A 15008-nucleotide genomic window follows, 5' to 3' on the forward strand; every position below is an offset into this window, starting at 1 on the left:
ACTCCTCGTACGCCTGCTGCGGGTCGCTCGACAGGACCTGGCGCCAACTGCCGGACGGTAGGCCGAACTCCACCGTCTCGCTCGACGCATTCACCGCCCACCCGAACACTTCGTCGTCTTCGGCCGACGCGAGAACCACCAGCATCGACAGCGCCGACCCGTCGGACCAGTCCTCGTCCGTGAGCTTCTCGCCGTCGGCGCGGTAGAAATCGACGTAGGTGTCCGCATCGGACTCGCTGTCGTGGCGGAACCACCTCGGACGCAACGCTGCGTGCGACTTTCTCAGCTCGATCAGCTGACGAGTGAAGGCCTGCAGATCGGTGTCCGCAGAGTCCCAGTCGAACCACGACAGTTCGTTGTCCTGGCAGTACGCGTTGTTGTTGCCCTGCTGGGTTCGCCCGATCTCGTCGCCGCCGAGAATCATCGGTACACCGGCGGACAGAAGCAGTGTCGCCAGATGGTTGCGTTGCTGCCGGGCACGGAGAGCCAACACGCCCTCGTCGTCGGTCGGGCCTTCGGCGCCGCAGCCCCACGACCGGTTGTCCGATTCACCGTCCTGGTTGTCCTCGCCGTTGGCGTCGTTGTGCTTGTCGTCGTATGCATTCAGGTCGGCGAGAGTGAACCCGTCGTGCGCGGTGACGAAGTTGACGCTGGCGAGCGTCGGGCGCCGCGTGCTCTCGTACACGTCGGGGCTGCCGGTGATGCGCTGCGCGAACGCCCCGAGAGTGCCTGGCTCCGAACGCCAGAAGTCACGAACGTCGTCGCGGAACTTCCCGTTCCACTCCGACCATCGCGCCGGAAAGCCGCCGACCTGGTAGCCCTGCGTGTCCCAGGGTTCGGCGATCAGCTTGACCGACGCCAGCGTCGGGTCCTGATGAACCAGATCGAGGAAGGCGCTGTGCTTGTCCAGATCGGAATCCTGGCGAGTCAACGTACTTGCGAGGTCGAAGCGGAATCCGTCGACATGCATCTCGGTCACCCAGTAGCGCAACGAGTCCATGATCAGGGCCAGCGCGGCAGGATGGCCGACGTTCAGACTGTTGCCCGTGCCGGTCGTGTCGAAGTACGAGCCGCGATCTTCCTCGACCAGACGATAGTAGGAACGGTTGTCGATCCCCTTGAGCGACAACGTAGGACCGAGGTGATTGCCCTCGGCGGTGTGGTTGTACACGACGTCGAGAATCACTTCGATTCCCGCGGCGTGCAGCGCCTTGACCATGGACTTGAACTCGTTGACCTGGCCGCCGGTGTCACCCGCATGGCTGTACTCGTTGTGCGGAGCGAGGAAGCCGATCGAGTTGTACCCCCAATAGTTGCGCCGCCCTTCTTCCAGGAGGTGCGAGTCCTGGACGAATTGATGAATCGGGAGCAATTCGACGGCGGTGACCCCGAGATCGACGAGTGCTTGGACCGCGGCGGGGTGGGCAAGACCTGCATAGGTACCGCGAATGTCCTCGTCGACGCCCGGATGGCGCGCGGTGAAACCCTTGACGTGCACTTCGTAGACGACACTTTCGGACAGAGGGATCCGCGGAGGTGCATCGTCACCCCAATCGAAGTCGTCGCCTACGACGACCGAATGAATCATCGACGACGCCGAGTCCTCGTCGTTTCGCGTCTCGGGCTCGTCGTGCAGGTGCGAGAACACCGACTCGTTCCAGTCCACACTGCCCGCAATGGCTCGGGCATACGGGTCCACCAGCAGCTTGTGCACGTTGTGACGGAGACCGTCCGCGGGACTCCACGGTCCGTCCACCCGCAATCCGTACCGCGACCCGACCGTCAGGCCGTCGACGACACCGTGGAACACGTGCCCGGTCCGCGTGTCGAGAGTGGTCGAGGAAAGTTCGGCGCCGGATGCGTCAACCACGACGACAGCGATGGAATCCGCGGTCTCCGAGTAGACCGCGACATCGGCCGTGCCGTCGGGTAGCAGGGTCACGCCGAGGGGATGAGGGGAGCTGACTTCGGTCATTGCAGCCCAGTACCCCGGCAAGGATCGAGCAAACCGAGTTTTGAATCGACGGCCCGAGGGGTACGACACACTCATGGCTGATTACAGAGTGCTCGATCCGACAGGCGACGTCGTCGCGACCAAGAACATCGAGAGCGCCGATGACGCGTACAACTGGTTCATCGAAGAGAAGGCGGACAACAGCGAACTCGGGTGGCGTCTCGAAGTCGACCATGACGGCGACTGGGCCTTCGTGGACGATTCCGAAGGCACCTCGCCCGGTAACTGACGACGCTCAGAGGGGTTCGCCGAGGCGCTGAATGCGTCCGGCCGCGGTGCGGGCAACGAGCCCGCGCCGCTCGAACTCCGCCAACCATCCTTCCATCGGCCACCTGTTCCACCGATCGTGGAACAGGCGAGCGTTGCGCACGATGTCGTCGACGTGCTCGACCGGGGGCGAGGACACCGCATGATGCTGGTGATAGGCGTGGGCACCGCCCACCCACCGTAGACCGATTCCCGACGCTCGGGCCGTGGCTGCGAGGTCGGTGTCCTCACCGCCGTAACCCGTGTAGCCCTCGAAGAATCCGCCCAGCTGTCCCCATGTCGGAGCGGTGACCGCGAACGACAGTGACCAGAACAAGTCGTAGTTCGATCCCGATTCGACGGCTCCGACGGCCGGATTCGGCCGCGCACCATGGGGATTCGTGTGCGCGATCAACTCTTCCTCCGACCACCGCCCCCGGTGTGGGGGCAGATAGGTGACCGGTCCGCAGAGCAGGGACATGGCGTTCGCGGAGTCCGAGCAGGCGCGCTCGTAGGTCGCCGCCATCTCCGGGCCCGGTATGCAGTCGACATCCAGGAACAGCAGTATGTCCGCGCCCTGTGTAACTGCCACCTGTGCTCCGAGATTGCGCGCGTGAGCCAGAGGTAGGCGCCCGTCGACCGTATCGATGTACCGCACTGTCGCGGTGCCGGTGTCGGCCACGACATCGGCCACAACGTCGACGATCCGGTGATCGCCCATCGCGATCACGACGTGATGGTCCGGAGGCCTCGTCGACCGTGCCAACCCGCGGATCTGCTCGCGGAGGTGTTCGTGACGGCCCGAGACGACCGTCACCACAGTCAGATTCATCGGACGACCGCTCCGGCGTCGAGCACACGGGCGGCACGGCCGGCCGCCCCGCGCTGCTCCACGCGACCCCACCCCGACGCGCCGAGCTCGGTCGCGCGGTTCAGCAGCGCTGTCCAGCCGTCCGGATCAGGCCATGCATCGGTCACGACCGCCACGGATGCCGAACCGAGGGCACGCGCGCTGGCGATCTGCTCGTCGAACGGCCGATCCTGTGGAATGACGATTGCCGGCGACCCCGCGGCCGCGACGTCGGCCAACGCGTTCTGCCCGGCGTGGGTCACCACGACCGTGGCCGAACACAGCAGTGGCCAGACGTCCGCTCTCCACGACGAGGCATCGATTCCTGCTGCGATCCAGCGAAATTCGGGGTTGGCCGCACCGGCGAGCTCGATATCGGACGCGACGAGCGTCGTACCACCCGCACCGCCGAGAACGACCACGGAGGCGTCGTCGCCGACCGTCTCCCGGGCGCGGCCGTCGAACCAGCTGATCGCACCGACGTACGTGGTCTTGTCCGCATACGGCCGAAGCCACTGCGGGTCGTAGACCGATCGCGACCACGGCGCGACGATCGCCGACGCTGCTCGGTACGCGAGGGTGTGGGGAGTGTCCGTCCGCTCGCCTGGCATGGCCATGACGACGACGTCCACCCCGAGCAAGCGGACCAGCAGTGTCACTTCCACCGACACGTCGACGACGACGAGCCGTGGGCGCACGCGGGCCACCCACTCGGCGATCAGCGCCATGCGATCGGTCAGGCCGCGCACGCCCGTCGGGGCCCAGTGGAGGATTCCTCCGGCAGTCTCGTCGGCCGGGTACTCGGGGCCGCCGGTGTCGCTGGGTTGTGGGGTGTCGAGGGGGAGCTGCAACCATTCGATGTCGCTGTGCGGGAACGGTTGTCGCGAGGACAGCACTGTGACGGGCTCGTCGGTCGCCGCAGCGATGGAGGTCGCACGTGTCATGTGGCCGGTGCCGTGATGGTGCGCGTAGTAGCCGATCACAGCGCGGCGCCGGACATCATGGTGTCGTACAGGCTCAGGTACTGATCTACCATGCGGCGCTCGGAGCATGCCGACTCGGCGCGAGCCCGAGCGTCGTGCCGCGACAGGGTGCGGGCTTCGATCATCGCCCGTGCGAGATCCTCGACCGAGTCCGGACGAGCCAGTCGTCCAGACGTCGGATCCAAAATCTCGGGGATACCACCGCGATCGAACGCAGCGACGGGAGTTCCGCACGCAAGCGCTTCGGCCACGACCAGACCGTAGGGCTCCTCCCAGACCGGCGTCGCCAACGCGACAGCGGAGGATCCGACGAGGGTCGCGAGTTCACGTTGACGCAGGTGGCCCGCGTACGTGACGTCTCCACCGAGTCTGGGCGCCACTTCCGCCTCGAAGTACGCCGTGTTCGACGCCGGGCCCGCGAGGGTGAGCGAGAATCCGGCTGCGCGTGCGGCGTCGATGGCCAGATGAGGCCCCTTCTCGGGCACCAATCGGCCCGACCACACTGCGCCGTCGCCCCCCGGACCTTCCGGCCATCGCTCCAGCGAGATCCCGTTCGCCACGACGTTGACGGGGCCGGTGACAGGGAACCATTGGCGCGCAGCGTGTTCGCTGACGGCTGCGAATTCGACGCCGGTGCTTCCGGACAGTGCCACCGCAGATTCGAGCCACGCGAACGGGGGAGTGTGCAGGGTGGTGAGCATAGGAGTGCGCACCGTGCGCGACATCGCGATGGGCAGGTAATGCAGGCTGTGATTGTGGATCACGTCGAACGCGTCGGACAGCTCGCCGGCCAGTTGCATCATCACCGACAGGTACGCGTGGTGCTCGCTGACGGCACGTGCGGGAGTGGTGATGTCGGCCTTGGAGATGTCGGACAGCTCCAACCGCGCAACGCTCAGAAGGTCGTCCGCGACATCGAGGGTCGAGCCTTCCGCCGCGAACAGGGTCACCGAGTGTCCGCGCTCGGTCAATGCACGAGACAGCTGACCGATGTGCGCTTCCATTCCACCCGCGTACGGCTCGGCGATCGGAAAGTTCGACGAGCCGAGCAGTGCTACGCGCAGGCTGTCGGTCATCGTCGTGTCCCGGTGGTCACAGGGCGCTCGGACAGTGCACGGCGATAGATGCGTGCATGCGTGCGTGCGGCCTCCTCCCGGTCGACTTCCCGGCTCGTACGCAGGAATTCGCCGGTGTCGGACTGTGAGGTTCGCCGCGCCACGACGTCGTCGTACGTGGAGTGCAGCGCATCGGCCAGCCCGGCGTCGTCGAAACGGTCGAGGCCGAAACCGAAGACGCGGCAGGGGGTTTGCTCCGCGAAGTAACCACAATCGGGCACCACGACCGCAGTCCCCATGTCGACACACGCCTCCAACCATCCCGAATGCGTGCCGAATCGGTACGGCAGAACCGACACGTCGATCTCGGTCAGGTACGTCCACAGTTCTTCGTCGTCGAACCGAGGGTGAACTCGAACGTCGACACCCTCGTGTGTCCCGAAGGCGGCGATCGCGGCAGCGTCCTCCGGGTGCGAGTCGAATGCCTGGTCGTCGATGTCGATTCGGACTGTTGCACCCGGCAATTGGGCAGCTGTGTCGACGATCGTCCCCAGGACGGCCAACGGATCGAGGTTGGTGCGCAGGCTCTTCGCGTGCACTCCGATCACGAACGACTCGGTGTTCGGTCGACGTCGACCGATCAGCTCCATCGGAGCGACGTGCGGATGCGGCACGACGGTTGCGCGACGTCCCCAACGGGATTCGATTTCCCGCGCAGCGCCCGGCGTGAGGGTGATCACCTCGTCGGCCGCTTCGATCAGCATGTCGAGGTGAGCCTCGTGGAGAGAGTTGTCCACGAAATGTGGGTTGTGGAGGTCGTGCACCGTGTAGACCAGAGGCTTGCCCGCCGATCGCACCGTGCGTATCACCTCGCCGAGCTGCTCGGGTGGCAACGAATCGAAACCGAAATGCACGTGCAGCACGTCGAACGACGACAGATGACGCTTCGTCCACTCCGGTTCGAGCCAACGCGGCGGCCACCAACGACCGGTTCCCTCGGCGCCCGGCGGGACCGGGTCGGGAAGTCGACGGACTCCGTCGGAACCCAGATGCGCGACATAGGTGTGGCCGGTGGGTACGGAAGCCACGGTGATCGACGCTGGATCGATCGGGGTGGGGTTGATCAAATGAGGGTTCCTTCGCGACAGAACGGTTATACGGGACGTGTGATGAGCCCGGACCCGACTGCTCGAGAGGGAGTGTCTCCTGCGACAACCGAATACTACAGGGAGCCCGTGACGTCGAACGATCCCGACGAGGGGCGTCGCATTCACTACGGAGATTTCTACGGAGTCTCCGACACGACGGGCGACGAACGGCCGCTATTGGTCGTGTGGGGGAACTGCCAGGCCGAGGCCCTGCGGATCGTGGTCTCGAGCGCGGCGGACCTTCCTTACCGTACGGTGCGGGTTCCTCCGGTCCACGAGCTCACCGAGAGCGACCTACCGCACGTTCGTGACCTGATGGCGCGCTGTGCGGTGCTGCTGTCCCAACCCGTGCGTTCCGGCTACCGCGGGTTGCCGATCGGGACGGACGACGTGGACGCACTCCGATCGACTCGAGCGGAGAAGATCGTGTGGCCGGTCCTGCGATACAGCGGGTTGTATCCGTTCCAGGTTATCGTGCGGCACCCCAGCGCCCCGTCCGCGACGCCCGCAGGCGTTCCCTACCACGACCTCAGGACGGTGATCGCCGCCCGCGACGGTGACTCGGCCGGGTGGGACGTCCCGCTGAGTGCTCGTCAGGTGACAGACGTCGCAGCGTGGAGCATCGCGGAACTCGCCCGGCGCGAACGCGCCCAGTGCGACGTCGGTGTGTCCGATCTTCTGCTTCCAGCGGGCGCCGGCGCCGCGAACACCGTCAACCACCCGGGAAACTCGGTGTTGACGGCGCTCGGATCCCGCATTCTCGACGCGCTGGGTTGTGGCCCGCCCGCCGAGCCCGATCGAGAATTGCTGGGCAACATCGTCTCTCCGCTCGACGAGCGCGTCGTACGAGCTCTCGACCTGCAGGCTCGGCCCAGGCCGTCATGGCTCGTCGACGGATCGTCCGTGTCCCAGGACGAGATCCGACGGGTTCAGTTGCAGTGGTATCGAGACAATCCGCCGTTCGTCGACGCAGCAATTCAGCGCTACGCCGATCTCCTCGACATTCTGGACATGGCTGCATGATGCCCCAGATCGGCCATGTCCTGGTAGGGCCACCGGCACACGGCGTCGTCGAGTACGGCGCGTCCGTTGCACGAGAGTTGGGGGAACCGACGCACCGGGCAGTGCGCCTGGACGGACCGGAGTCCGAACTCCCTGCCTGGATCGGGGAGTGCTCACTCGTACACCTGCATGTCACCGACCGACTCTTCGGCGACCGTGTATCAGCAGCGCCCAACTACGCGGCACTGTGCGCCAGGCTGCCCGCGCGGCACTCGGTGACCGTGCACGACGTGCCACAACCGTCCGACGGATCGGGGTTCGAGACGCGAGTTCGGTTCTACCGGACAGTGATCGACCAGGCGGCCGGGGTGATCGTGTCGAGCGACCACGAGGCATCGCTGCTCCGAGAGTTCACCGACGCGTCCGTCGATCCACAGGTGATTCCGCTGATGATGCCGAGGCCGAGAGCGGAGCCTGCAGGGCCTGAAGGGATGGAGGGCGGATCGTCGGGTGCGCGTGTTGCCGTGCTGGGTTTCCTGTATCCGGGAAAGGGGCACATCGAGACGCTCCGGGCGATGGCCGACTTACCGCGGTCCGTGGGTTTTGTCGCGTTGGGGACTGCGTCGCCAGGGCACGAGGATCTGATCGATCAGTTGCGGTGCACGGCAGCCGAAGCCGGAAGGCCCTGCGAGATCACCGGATTCCTCCCGGAACTCGATATGTATCGACGCTTGGCGGCTGCGACCGTTCCTGTCGCCTTCCATCGGCACCTGTCGGCGTCGGGGTCGATCAACACGTGGATTGCAGCGAGACGCCGCCCACTCGTCCCTCGCAACGCGTACACCGAGGAACTGGACAAGCGATCGCCCGGTGTGGTTCGTGTGCACGGAGACGACGAGGATTCGTTGCGGGACGCGATCGCCGAGGCGGTTCGCCATCCGTCGTCGACCTGGATCGAACCGCACGTGGTGCCGCGGCCCACTCCGAACGATGTGGCCCGGGAGTACGACTCGATTCTGACGGGCTGGCGCGGATGACGCGGGCTCTCGAGATCCAGGGTCGGTACGTCGTGCCGGACAATCGCTGGGATCTGACGCCGGACATGGTGGAGTTGCCGAGCGTCACCGTCGTGGTCCCGTATTACGATCAGCCGCACCAATTGTCGCTCGTACTCGAAGCCCTGGCTCAGCAGCGCTACCCGTCCGACAGGATGCAGGTGGTCATCGCCGACGACGGTTCACCGACGCCGCCTGTCGTCGACGACTGGCGCGACAGGCTGGCGGTGACGGTGGTGCGCCAGGAGGACAAGGGGTTTCGGGCCGCCGCGGCTCGCAACCTCGGTGCGCGTGCGGGGACGGGCGAGGTTCTGTGTTTTCTCGACGCCGACACCGTTCCGACGCCCGGGTACCTCGAGACCGCTGTGGCTCTGCCTGCAGTGGCTCCGGACACGGTCGTCGTCGGGCGGCGAGGACACGCCGATCTGAGCGATGTGAACGTATCGGAACTGTCGGACTGGCTTCGTACTCCACGGGAACTCGGCGAACCAGATTGGTTGTCCAGCGCTTACGGCCGGACGGGCAACCTTCTCCGACCGGGTTGGGACGGATACAAATTCGTCATCAGTGCAGTGTTGACCTGCAGCCGTGAACTGTTCGAGGAGATCGGCGGCTTCGACGAGACCTTCGTCCGGTACGGCGGCGAGGACTGGGAATTCGCCAATCGTGCGTTCATGGCGGGAGCAGTGTTCGCCCACGATCCCCAGGCAGTTGCGTGGCACGACGGGCCGGACTGGGCGGGGCGAGACGTCACGGACCGGACCGACGAGAAGAACACCGAGGCCGTGGCTCTCGCACCGTTGATCACCGATCCCAGCGCCCGACGACATGGGCTGGCCTATCGGATCCCGGACGCTGCGGTGATCCTCGACGTGGCGGAGGCATCACCGGCATCGGTGATGGTCACTGTCGCCGGCATCGTGCGTGGCGTCGACTGCGCGGTGTGGCTGACGGGAGAAGGTGCTCCCGCAGTGTACGACGCGTTGGCACTGGATGATTCACGTGTGCGCGTCGGGACCCCCGAGCGATCCGTGCGGCTTCGCTGCCGATTCGTCGTGCACGTTCGAGGCCCTGTGCAGTTCTCGTCGGCGACGTGGGGTGCCCTGACCGGATGCATCGGACCCGGACTGGCAGGCAGGGTGACCGTCGACTGCGACGGTGCCTCGGTCTCGGCGACGGCGTCCAGGGCACTGAACCGTGCACGGCGCTGGGCCGCGCGGACCGGCGAGTCCGAATCGGAGCTGCTGAACGCGTTGTTCACGACCGAGCGTCGGAGTGCCGAGGAGGTCGGCATCTTGCTGATCGATGGCGAACCGTGGCTGGCCTGGTGACCACGAACGCTGGACACCACCGAGGTGATGTCCAGCGCCGGCGTTGTAATGCGGTGAGAAAGCTACAGGTTCGCTTTGGCTTTGTTGAGGGTGTCGACGGCGATCTGTAGCCCTTCGAGGGGGCCGTAGGCGGTGTCCTCGTGTTCGATGTTCACGGCGATGTCGGGGTCCACGGTGTGCAGGGCGCGCAGGAACCGGGTCCAGAAGTCGACGTCGTGTCCGTTGCCGACGGCGACGAAGTCCCACGCGGAGTCCTGCGGCCAGATGTTGACGTAGTGCTTGCCGCCGAGGCTGGTGCGGGGTCCGTCCTGCGGTGCGCGGGTGAATCGGTCGTCGAGGACTCCGTAGATCTCGCAGTCGGGGTTGATTCGGGTGTCCTTGGCTGCGGCGTGGAAGACCAGGGGGCCGAGCCATTCGATGGCTTTGACCGGGTCGATGCCCTGCCAGAACAGGTGCGAGGGGTCCATTTCGGCGCCGACGTTGCTCAGGCCGCCTTTGTCGACGAGGCGCTTGAGCGTCGGTGGGTTGAACACCAGGTTCTGCGGGTGCATCTCGATGGCGACCTTGACTGAGTGCTCACGGGCGAGAGCGTCGATCTCTTTCCAGAACGGCACCGCGACCTGATCCCACTGGTAATCGGAGGAGTCGAGGTATCCCGAATCCCAGGTGTTGACATGCCATGCCGGCCACGTCCCACCCTCGTGGGCTGCGGGCAGACCGGACATCGTCACCACCCGGTCGATGCCGAGCAGACCGGCGACACGGATGGACTTGCGCAGGTCCTCGGCGTCCTCGGGGCCGACCTCCGGGTCGGGGTGCAGTGGGTTGCCGTTGCAGTTCAGGCCGGCGATCGAGACGCCCGTGCCCTCGAACACCGCGAGGTAGTCGGCTGGGCTGATGGTGCCGGCGAGCAGGTCGTCGACCGGAATGTGCACCGGTGGCAGGAATCCACCGGAGTTGATCTCGATGCCTTCGAGACCGAGTGAGGCCACCGTCGCGATGGCGTCGGGCAGGGACTTGTCGTGCAGGATCGCGTTGTAGACGCCGAGTTTCATCGTGAGCTTCCTTGCGAGTAGAGGGTGGGTCAGATCTTGACTGCGGTGCCGTTCGCGGCAGCGGATTCGGCGATGGCGGCGACGATCTGCATGCCGCGCAGTCCGTGCGCGAAGTCCGGGAGCGGGGGCAGGCCGGTCAGTCCGGCGACCTGGTCGAGGAATGCCCGTGCCTGGTAGGCGAAGAATTCGGCTTTGCCGTGCCCGACGCCGCCGGCGTCCATCGGCAGCCCGCCCTGGATGTAGGGGTGCTGGGGTCCGATGATGACCTGACGGCGGCCATTGACCGTCTCGTCGATGTCGGTGGTGGAGATGTGGAACTCCGCGGCGCGCTCGAGCGCCCACGACGCCGACCCGCGCGTGCCGAACACATCGAAGGACAGTCCGTCGGGATTGGCGTGCGAGACCCGCGAGGCGGAGAAGGTTCCGACGAATCCGCCGGCGAACTGCGCGGTGAAGGTGGCGATATCCTCGTTCTCCACCGGCGCCGTCTCCCCGGTGGTTTCGGCTTTGGTGTGACCGTAGGTGACCCCGACCGGGACGGGGCGTTCGGTGACGACGGTGCAGAACTGCGCCCCGCGGACCTCGACGATCGGTCCGGCGACGTACTCGGCGAGATCGATCAGATGACTGCCGACATCGGCGAGTGCACCGGTTCCCTGCCCGCCGCGGTACCGCCAGGTGATCGGCCCGCTCGGATCGAGGGAGTAATCGGCGCGGTAGCGGCCGTCGAAGTGCACGATCTCACCGAGGCGACCGGCGGCGAGCTCGTCGGCGATGGCCTGCACGGCCGGGGACCGGCGGTAGGTGTAGCCCACCGAGGCGATACCGCTCGATGCCGCGGCCGCGGCGACCATCGACTCCGCATCCGCCAGCGACCCTGCCAGCGGCTTCTCGCACAGCACGTTCTTGCCTGCAGCGAGCAGGCCCTCGACGATCTCACGGTGCAGGTGATTGGCGACGACGACGGACACGACATCGATGTCCTGTGCCTCGGCGATCGCCTGCCAGCTGTACTCGGCGCGCTCGTAGCCGTACCGCTTGGCGGTATCGTCCGCGACACCCTTGTTGGTGTCCGCGATGGCCACCAAACGCACATCCGGGCGGTCGGTGCCGAACAGCGTCGACGCCATCCGGTACCCGGCGGCATGGGCGCGTCCGGCCATACCGCCACCGATGACGGCTACACCGAGCGAGTTCTCTGTCATGAGGGTGACTACTTTCTTCTTCTCTCGAAGCGAGATCAAGTGTCCCGGTCTATTTGACCGGTCTAGTACAGCTACTATGAGACATCGATCACCTCCGTGTCAAGATCGTCGGCGCAGACACGGCGCACCAATTCGAGGAGCCACATGGCAAACGGCAAATCCGCGACAATGCAGGACATCGCGAACCGAGTCGGCGTCTCGAAAGCGTTGGTCTCGATGATTTTTCGCGACGTTCCTGGCCCCAGCGCCGAGACTCGCGCACGCGTTCTGGCCGTGGCCGACGAACTCGACTATCGACCGAACCGAGCTGCCGCACTGATGACTCTGCGCCGCACACACATGCTCGGCGTGGTCGCGAACATCAGGAATGCGTTCCACGCCGAGATGGTCGAACACATGGTGGCCGCAGCAGACTCGAAAGGCTACGAGGTGGTTCTGGGCGCCGTGACGCCCACGCACGGGGAGTCGGCCGTCATAGAAACACTGCTCGACTTCCGCTGTGAAGCGGTTGTGATTCTGGGATCCGAGTCATCCGCACAGTCGCTGCGCTCGTGGAGCACTCGTGTCCCACTCATCGTGGTGGGTCGTCGCGTCTCGGGCGTCGCCGTAGTCCGTGCGACGGACCGCCGAGGAATGAGCGCCGTCGTCGATCACCTGGTGTCGCTGGGGCACAGCAGAATTGCTCACCTTTCCGGTGGTTCCAACCCCATCGCCGTCGACCGGCGTGACGGCTACACACGGGCGATGCGTCGTCATGGCCTCGCCGAATTCATCGAAGTCTTCGACGGAGACTTCACCGAAGTGTCCGGCACGGATGCAGGGCTCGCAGTCCGCGATCATCCGGGAACACGACCGACCGCCATCGTTGCAGCCAACGACAGAAGCGCGGTCGGCCTGTTGGATGCCCTACAAGTCGCAGGCATCGTCGTACCCGAACATATTTCGGTGACCGGGTACGACAACAGCACCTTGGCTCAACTCGGGCACATCGCGCTGACGACAGTGAGCCAAGAGCCTGCGGATCAGGCCGATCGCGCAATCGAACTCGCGGTCGACATTCTCGACAACGACAGGACGAACCTCGATCCTGTCGTGCTGGTCCCGCGCCTCATCGTTCGGAATACGACAGGGCCCGCACCGATTCGGTAGCAGTACAACGGGACAGCAGGGACAACCTCGGACAATCGACGTGCACGACGAGACACGGCCCACCGACGTTCGTCGATGGGCCGTGTTTCGCAGGTCTCTACCTGCGTAGTTCGTGGGTGAGGGTTTCGAGTTCGTCGCCGCCCGCCATTTCCTTGGTGAGATCGTCGAGGCTGATCTCGTCGTAGGTGCAGTCGAGCTTCTGGCGACCACGGTTGAGGAGCACGAAGTGATCCCCCACCATGTACGCGTGATGCGGGTTGTGGGTGATGAACACGACGCCGAAGCCCTGCTCCTTCGCGGCGGAGATGTATCGCAGAACCATGCCGGACTGCTTGACACCCAACGCGGCGGTCGGCTCGTCGAGGATGAGCACGCGTGCGCCGAAGAAGATAGCTCGGGCGATCGCCACACACTGACGCTGGCCGCCGGACAGCGATCCGATGGGTGCATCCACGTCGGGCAGATCGATACCCATCTTGTGCAGCTCTTCGATGGTCGTCGCGCGCATCGCGGTGGCGTCGAGTGTCCGGAACGGGCCTTTGCGCAGTTCCTGACCGAGGAAGAAGTTACGCCAGACCGGCATCAAGGAGACCACCGCGAGGTCCTGGTAGACCGTCGCGATGCCCTTGCCCAGTGCGTCCTTCGGGGAACTGAACTTGGTGTCGACACCGTCGACGAGCAGTTCGCCTTCGGTCTGCTGATGCAAACCGGCCATGATCTTGATCAAGGTGGACTTGCCGGCGCCGTTGTCACCGAGAACACCGGTGACCTCGCCGGCGCCGACGCGCAGGTTGATGTCCTTGAGGGCGATGATGTTGCCGTAGGACTTACCGACGCCTTTGAGCTCGATGAGCGGTGTCTTACCGCCCGAGGGGACGTTCTCGATCGGGGTTTGTGCGTGTGTGGTCATGACCGGTCACCTTTTTGCTGCGTAGTTGCGGAAGGAATTGTTCGCGATGACGGCGAACAGCAGCATCGCGCCGAGGAAGAACTTGAACCAGTCCGGGTTCCATCCGGCGTAGACGATGCCCTGGTTGGCCATGCCGAAGATGAATGCGCCGATCATCGCTCCGATGGTCGTACCGAAACCACCGGTCAACAGGCAGCCACCGATGACGGCGGCGATGATGTAGAGGAATTCGTTGCCCACGCCCTGACCGGACTGGACGGTGTTGAACGCGAACAGCAGGTGCATGCCGACGAACCAGGCGCAGAATCCGACGAACATGAACAGCCCGATCTTGACCTTCGTCACGGGAACACCGATGGCGCGAGCCGAGTCCTGGTTGCCGCCGACGGCGAAGATCCAGTTGCCGATGCGGGTCTTCATGAGCACGTAGGTGGAGATGGCGGTGAACAACAGCCACCAGACGACGGTGATGCGGATCGAGACATCACCGATCTGGAAGGACGAGGCGAAGACCTTCTTCGCCGAGTCGAAGCCGGCCATATCCGAGATCGACGGGGTGGCGACCTGCCCGGTGACGAGCTTGGTGACCGCGAGGTTGATACCGGTCAGCATCAGGAAGCTCGACAGGGTGATCAGGAACGAGGGAATCTTCGTCTTCATCACCAGATAGCCGTTGAGGAATCCGACCCCGAGAGCGAGTACGAGCGCCAGCAGCGATCCCAGCCAGACGTTCAGGTGCAGGTTGTAGGCGATCATCGAGGCCATGATCGAGGAGAACGTCACCGCGACACCGGTGGAGAGGTCGAACTCTCCGCCGATCATCAACAGCGACACTCCGATCGCCATGATGCCGATGGTCGACGAGGCGTAGAGGACGGTGGCGAGAGCTTCCGGGGATCGGAAGGGTGGAGCGACGATGCAGAAGAAGACGAAGATCACGATCGCGCCGAACAGCGCGCCGATCTCCGGACGAACCAGCAACCGCTGCAACGGCTTCTGCTTCTT

General features: G+C 65.1%; 14 protein-coding genes. 5 read left to right on the top strand and 9 right to left on the bottom strand.

The window, feature by feature from the left end; translation table 11 throughout:
• A partial coding sequence (gene glgX / locus BH95_RS10385; protein WP_157773053.1) for a glycogen debranching protein GlgX occupies positions 1-1975 on the bottom strand: 1975 nt, incomplete at its 3' end.
• A 73-nt stretch (positions 1976-2048) separates the two neighbouring features.
• Here glgX and BH95_RS10390 point away from each other — a divergent pair.
• Positions 2049-2243 (top strand): hypothetical protein, encoded by a 195-nt coding sequence (locus BH95_RS10390; RefSeq protein ID WP_019663450.1) that lies wholly within the window; start codon positions 2049-2051, stop codon positions 2241-2243.
• A 6-nt stretch (positions 2244-2249) separates the two neighbouring features.
• Here the strand turns inward: BH95_RS10390 and BH95_RS10395 are convergent, their stop codons facing one another.
• The 4 genes from BH95_RS10395 to BH95_RS10410 are packed head-to-tail and all read right to left on the bottom strand — an operon-like array spanning position 2250 to position 6275.
• Positions 2250-3092 (bottom strand): glycosyltransferase family 2 protein, encoded by an 843-nt coding sequence (locus tag BH95_RS10395; RefSeq protein WP_037181866.1) that lies wholly within the window; start codon positions 3090-3092, stop codon positions 2250-2252.
• Positions 3089-4093, bottom strand: a complete 1005-nt coding sequence (locus BH95_RS10400; protein WP_037181868.1) for a glycosyltransferase — start codon at positions 4091-4093, stop codon at positions 3089-3091. Before BH95_RS10400 ends, BH95_RS10395 begins: the two co-directional genes overlap by 4 nt.
• Positions 4090-5169: a glycosyltransferase gene (locus BH95_RS10405; RefSeq protein ID WP_037158039.1), complete on the bottom strand. Its 1080-nt coding sequence runs from the start codon at positions 5167-5169 to the stop codon at positions 4090-4092. Before BH95_RS10405 ends, BH95_RS10400 begins: the two co-directional genes overlap by 4 nt.
• Complete coding sequence (locus tag BH95_RS10410; protein ID WP_037181871.1) at positions 5166-6275, bottom strand: glycosyltransferase; 1110 nt, start codon at positions 6273-6275, stop codon at positions 5166-5168. Before BH95_RS10410 ends, BH95_RS10405 begins: the two co-directional genes overlap by 4 nt.
• 108 nt (positions 6276-6383) lie before the next feature.
• Between BH95_RS10410 and BH95_RS10415 the strand changes: the two genes are divergently transcribed.
• The 3 genes from BH95_RS10415 to BH95_RS10425 are packed head-to-tail and all read left to right on the top strand — an operon-like array spanning position 6384 to position 9684.
• The gene (locus BH95_RS10415; RefSeq protein ID WP_033189863.1) at positions 6384-7319 is read left to right on the top strand and encodes a WcbI family polysaccharide biosynthesis putative acetyltransferase; all 936 of its coding nucleotides are present in this window, start codon (positions 6384-6386) and stop codon (positions 7317-7319) included.
• On the top strand, positions 7316-8335 hold the full coding sequence (locus BH95_RS10420; protein WP_027498707.1) for a hypothetical protein: 1020 nt from the start codon (positions 7316-7318) through the stop codon (positions 8333-8335). The genes BH95_RS10415 and BH95_RS10420 overlap by 4 nt, the downstream gene beginning before the upstream one ends.
• Entirely contained in the window at positions 8332-9684 is a 1353-nt protein-coding gene (locus BH95_RS10425) for a glycosyltransferase (RefSeq protein ID WP_037181873.1), read from the top strand. Before BH95_RS10420 ends, BH95_RS10425 begins: the two co-directional genes overlap by 4 nt.
• A 62-nt stretch (positions 9685-9746) precedes the next feature.
• Here BH95_RS10425 and BH95_RS10430 read toward each other — a convergent pair whose 3' ends face one another.
• Together BH95_RS10430 and BH95_RS10435 are read right to left on the bottom strand one after the other, a co-directional pair.
• On the bottom strand, positions 9747-10739 hold the full coding sequence (locus BH95_RS10430) for a sugar phosphate isomerase/epimerase family protein (RefSeq protein ID WP_037181703.1): 993 nt from the start codon (positions 10737-10739) through the stop codon (positions 9747-9749).
• 29 nt (positions 10740-10768) lie between these two features.
• Positions 10769-11944 carry a Gfo/Idh/MocA family protein gene (locus BH95_RS10435; protein ID WP_037181701.1) on the bottom strand — a complete coding sequence of 392 codons (1176 nt, stop codon included), beginning with the start codon at positions 11942-11944 and terminating at the stop codon, positions 10769-10771.
• A gap of 144 nt (positions 11945-12088) precedes the next feature.
• Here BH95_RS10435 and BH95_RS10440 point away from each other — a divergent pair, with 144 nt between their 5' ends.
• Positions 12089-13093: a LacI family DNA-binding transcriptional regulator gene (locus BH95_RS10440; RefSeq protein ID WP_037161791.1), complete on the top strand. Its 1005-nt coding sequence runs from the start codon at positions 12089-12091 to the stop codon at positions 13091-13093.
• Positions 13094-13190: 97 nt separating this feature from the next.
• On the opposite strand, the gene BH95_RS10445 is transcribed toward BH95_RS10440, so the two are convergent.
• The gene (locus BH95_RS10445) at positions 13191-14003 is read right to left on the bottom strand and encodes an ATP-binding cassette domain-containing protein (protein ID WP_037181875.1); all 813 of its coding nucleotides are present in this window, start codon (positions 14001-14003) and stop codon (positions 13191-13193) included.
• A gap of 6 nt (positions 14004-14009) precedes the next feature.
• The coding region (locus tag BH95_RS10450; protein WP_052060002.1) for an ABC transporter permease at positions 14010-15008 on the bottom strand (999 nt) is incomplete at its 5' end.

It is taken from the genome of Rhodococcoides fascians A44A, assembly GCF_000760735.1.
GTDB lineage: Bacteria > Actinomycetota > Actinomycetes > Mycobacteriales > Mycobacteriaceae > Rhodococcoides > Rhodococcoides fascians_E.

Coding starts and splice junctions, on each gene's coding strand:
- BH95_RS10390 (WP_019663450.1), top strand. CDS start 2,049: ATGGCTGATTACAGAGTGCTCGATCCGACAGGCGACGTCGTCGCGACC.
- BH95_RS10395 (WP_037181866.1), bottom strand. CDS start 3,092: ATGAATCTGACTGTGGTGACGGTCGTCTCGGGCCGTCACGAACACCTC.
- BH95_RS10405 (WP_037158039.1), bottom strand. CDS start 5,169: ATGACCGACAGCCTGCGCGTAGCACTGCTCGGCTCGTCGAACTTTCCG.
- BH95_RS10420 (WP_027498707.1), top strand. CDS start 7,316: ATGATGCCCCAGATCGGCCATGTCCTGGTAGGGCCACCGGCACACGGC.
- BH95_RS10425 (WP_037181873.1), top strand. CDS start 8,332: ATGACGCGGGCTCTCGAGATCCAGGGTCGGTACGTCGTGCCGGACAAT.
- BH95_RS10430 (WP_037181703.1), bottom strand. CDS start 10,739: ATGAAACTCGGCGTCTACAACGCGATCCTGCACGACAAGTCCCTGCCC.
- BH95_RS10435 (WP_037181701.1), bottom strand. CDS start 11,944: ATGACAGAGAACTCGCTCGGTGTAGCCGTCATCGGTGGCGGTATGGCC.
- BH95_RS10440 (WP_037161791.1), top strand. CDS start 12,089: ATGGCAAACGGCAAATCCGCGACAATGCAGGACATCGCGAACCGAGTC.
- BH95_RS10445 (WP_037181875.1), bottom strand. CDS start 14,003: ATGACCACACACGCACAAACCCCGATCGAGAACGTCCCCTCGGGCGGT.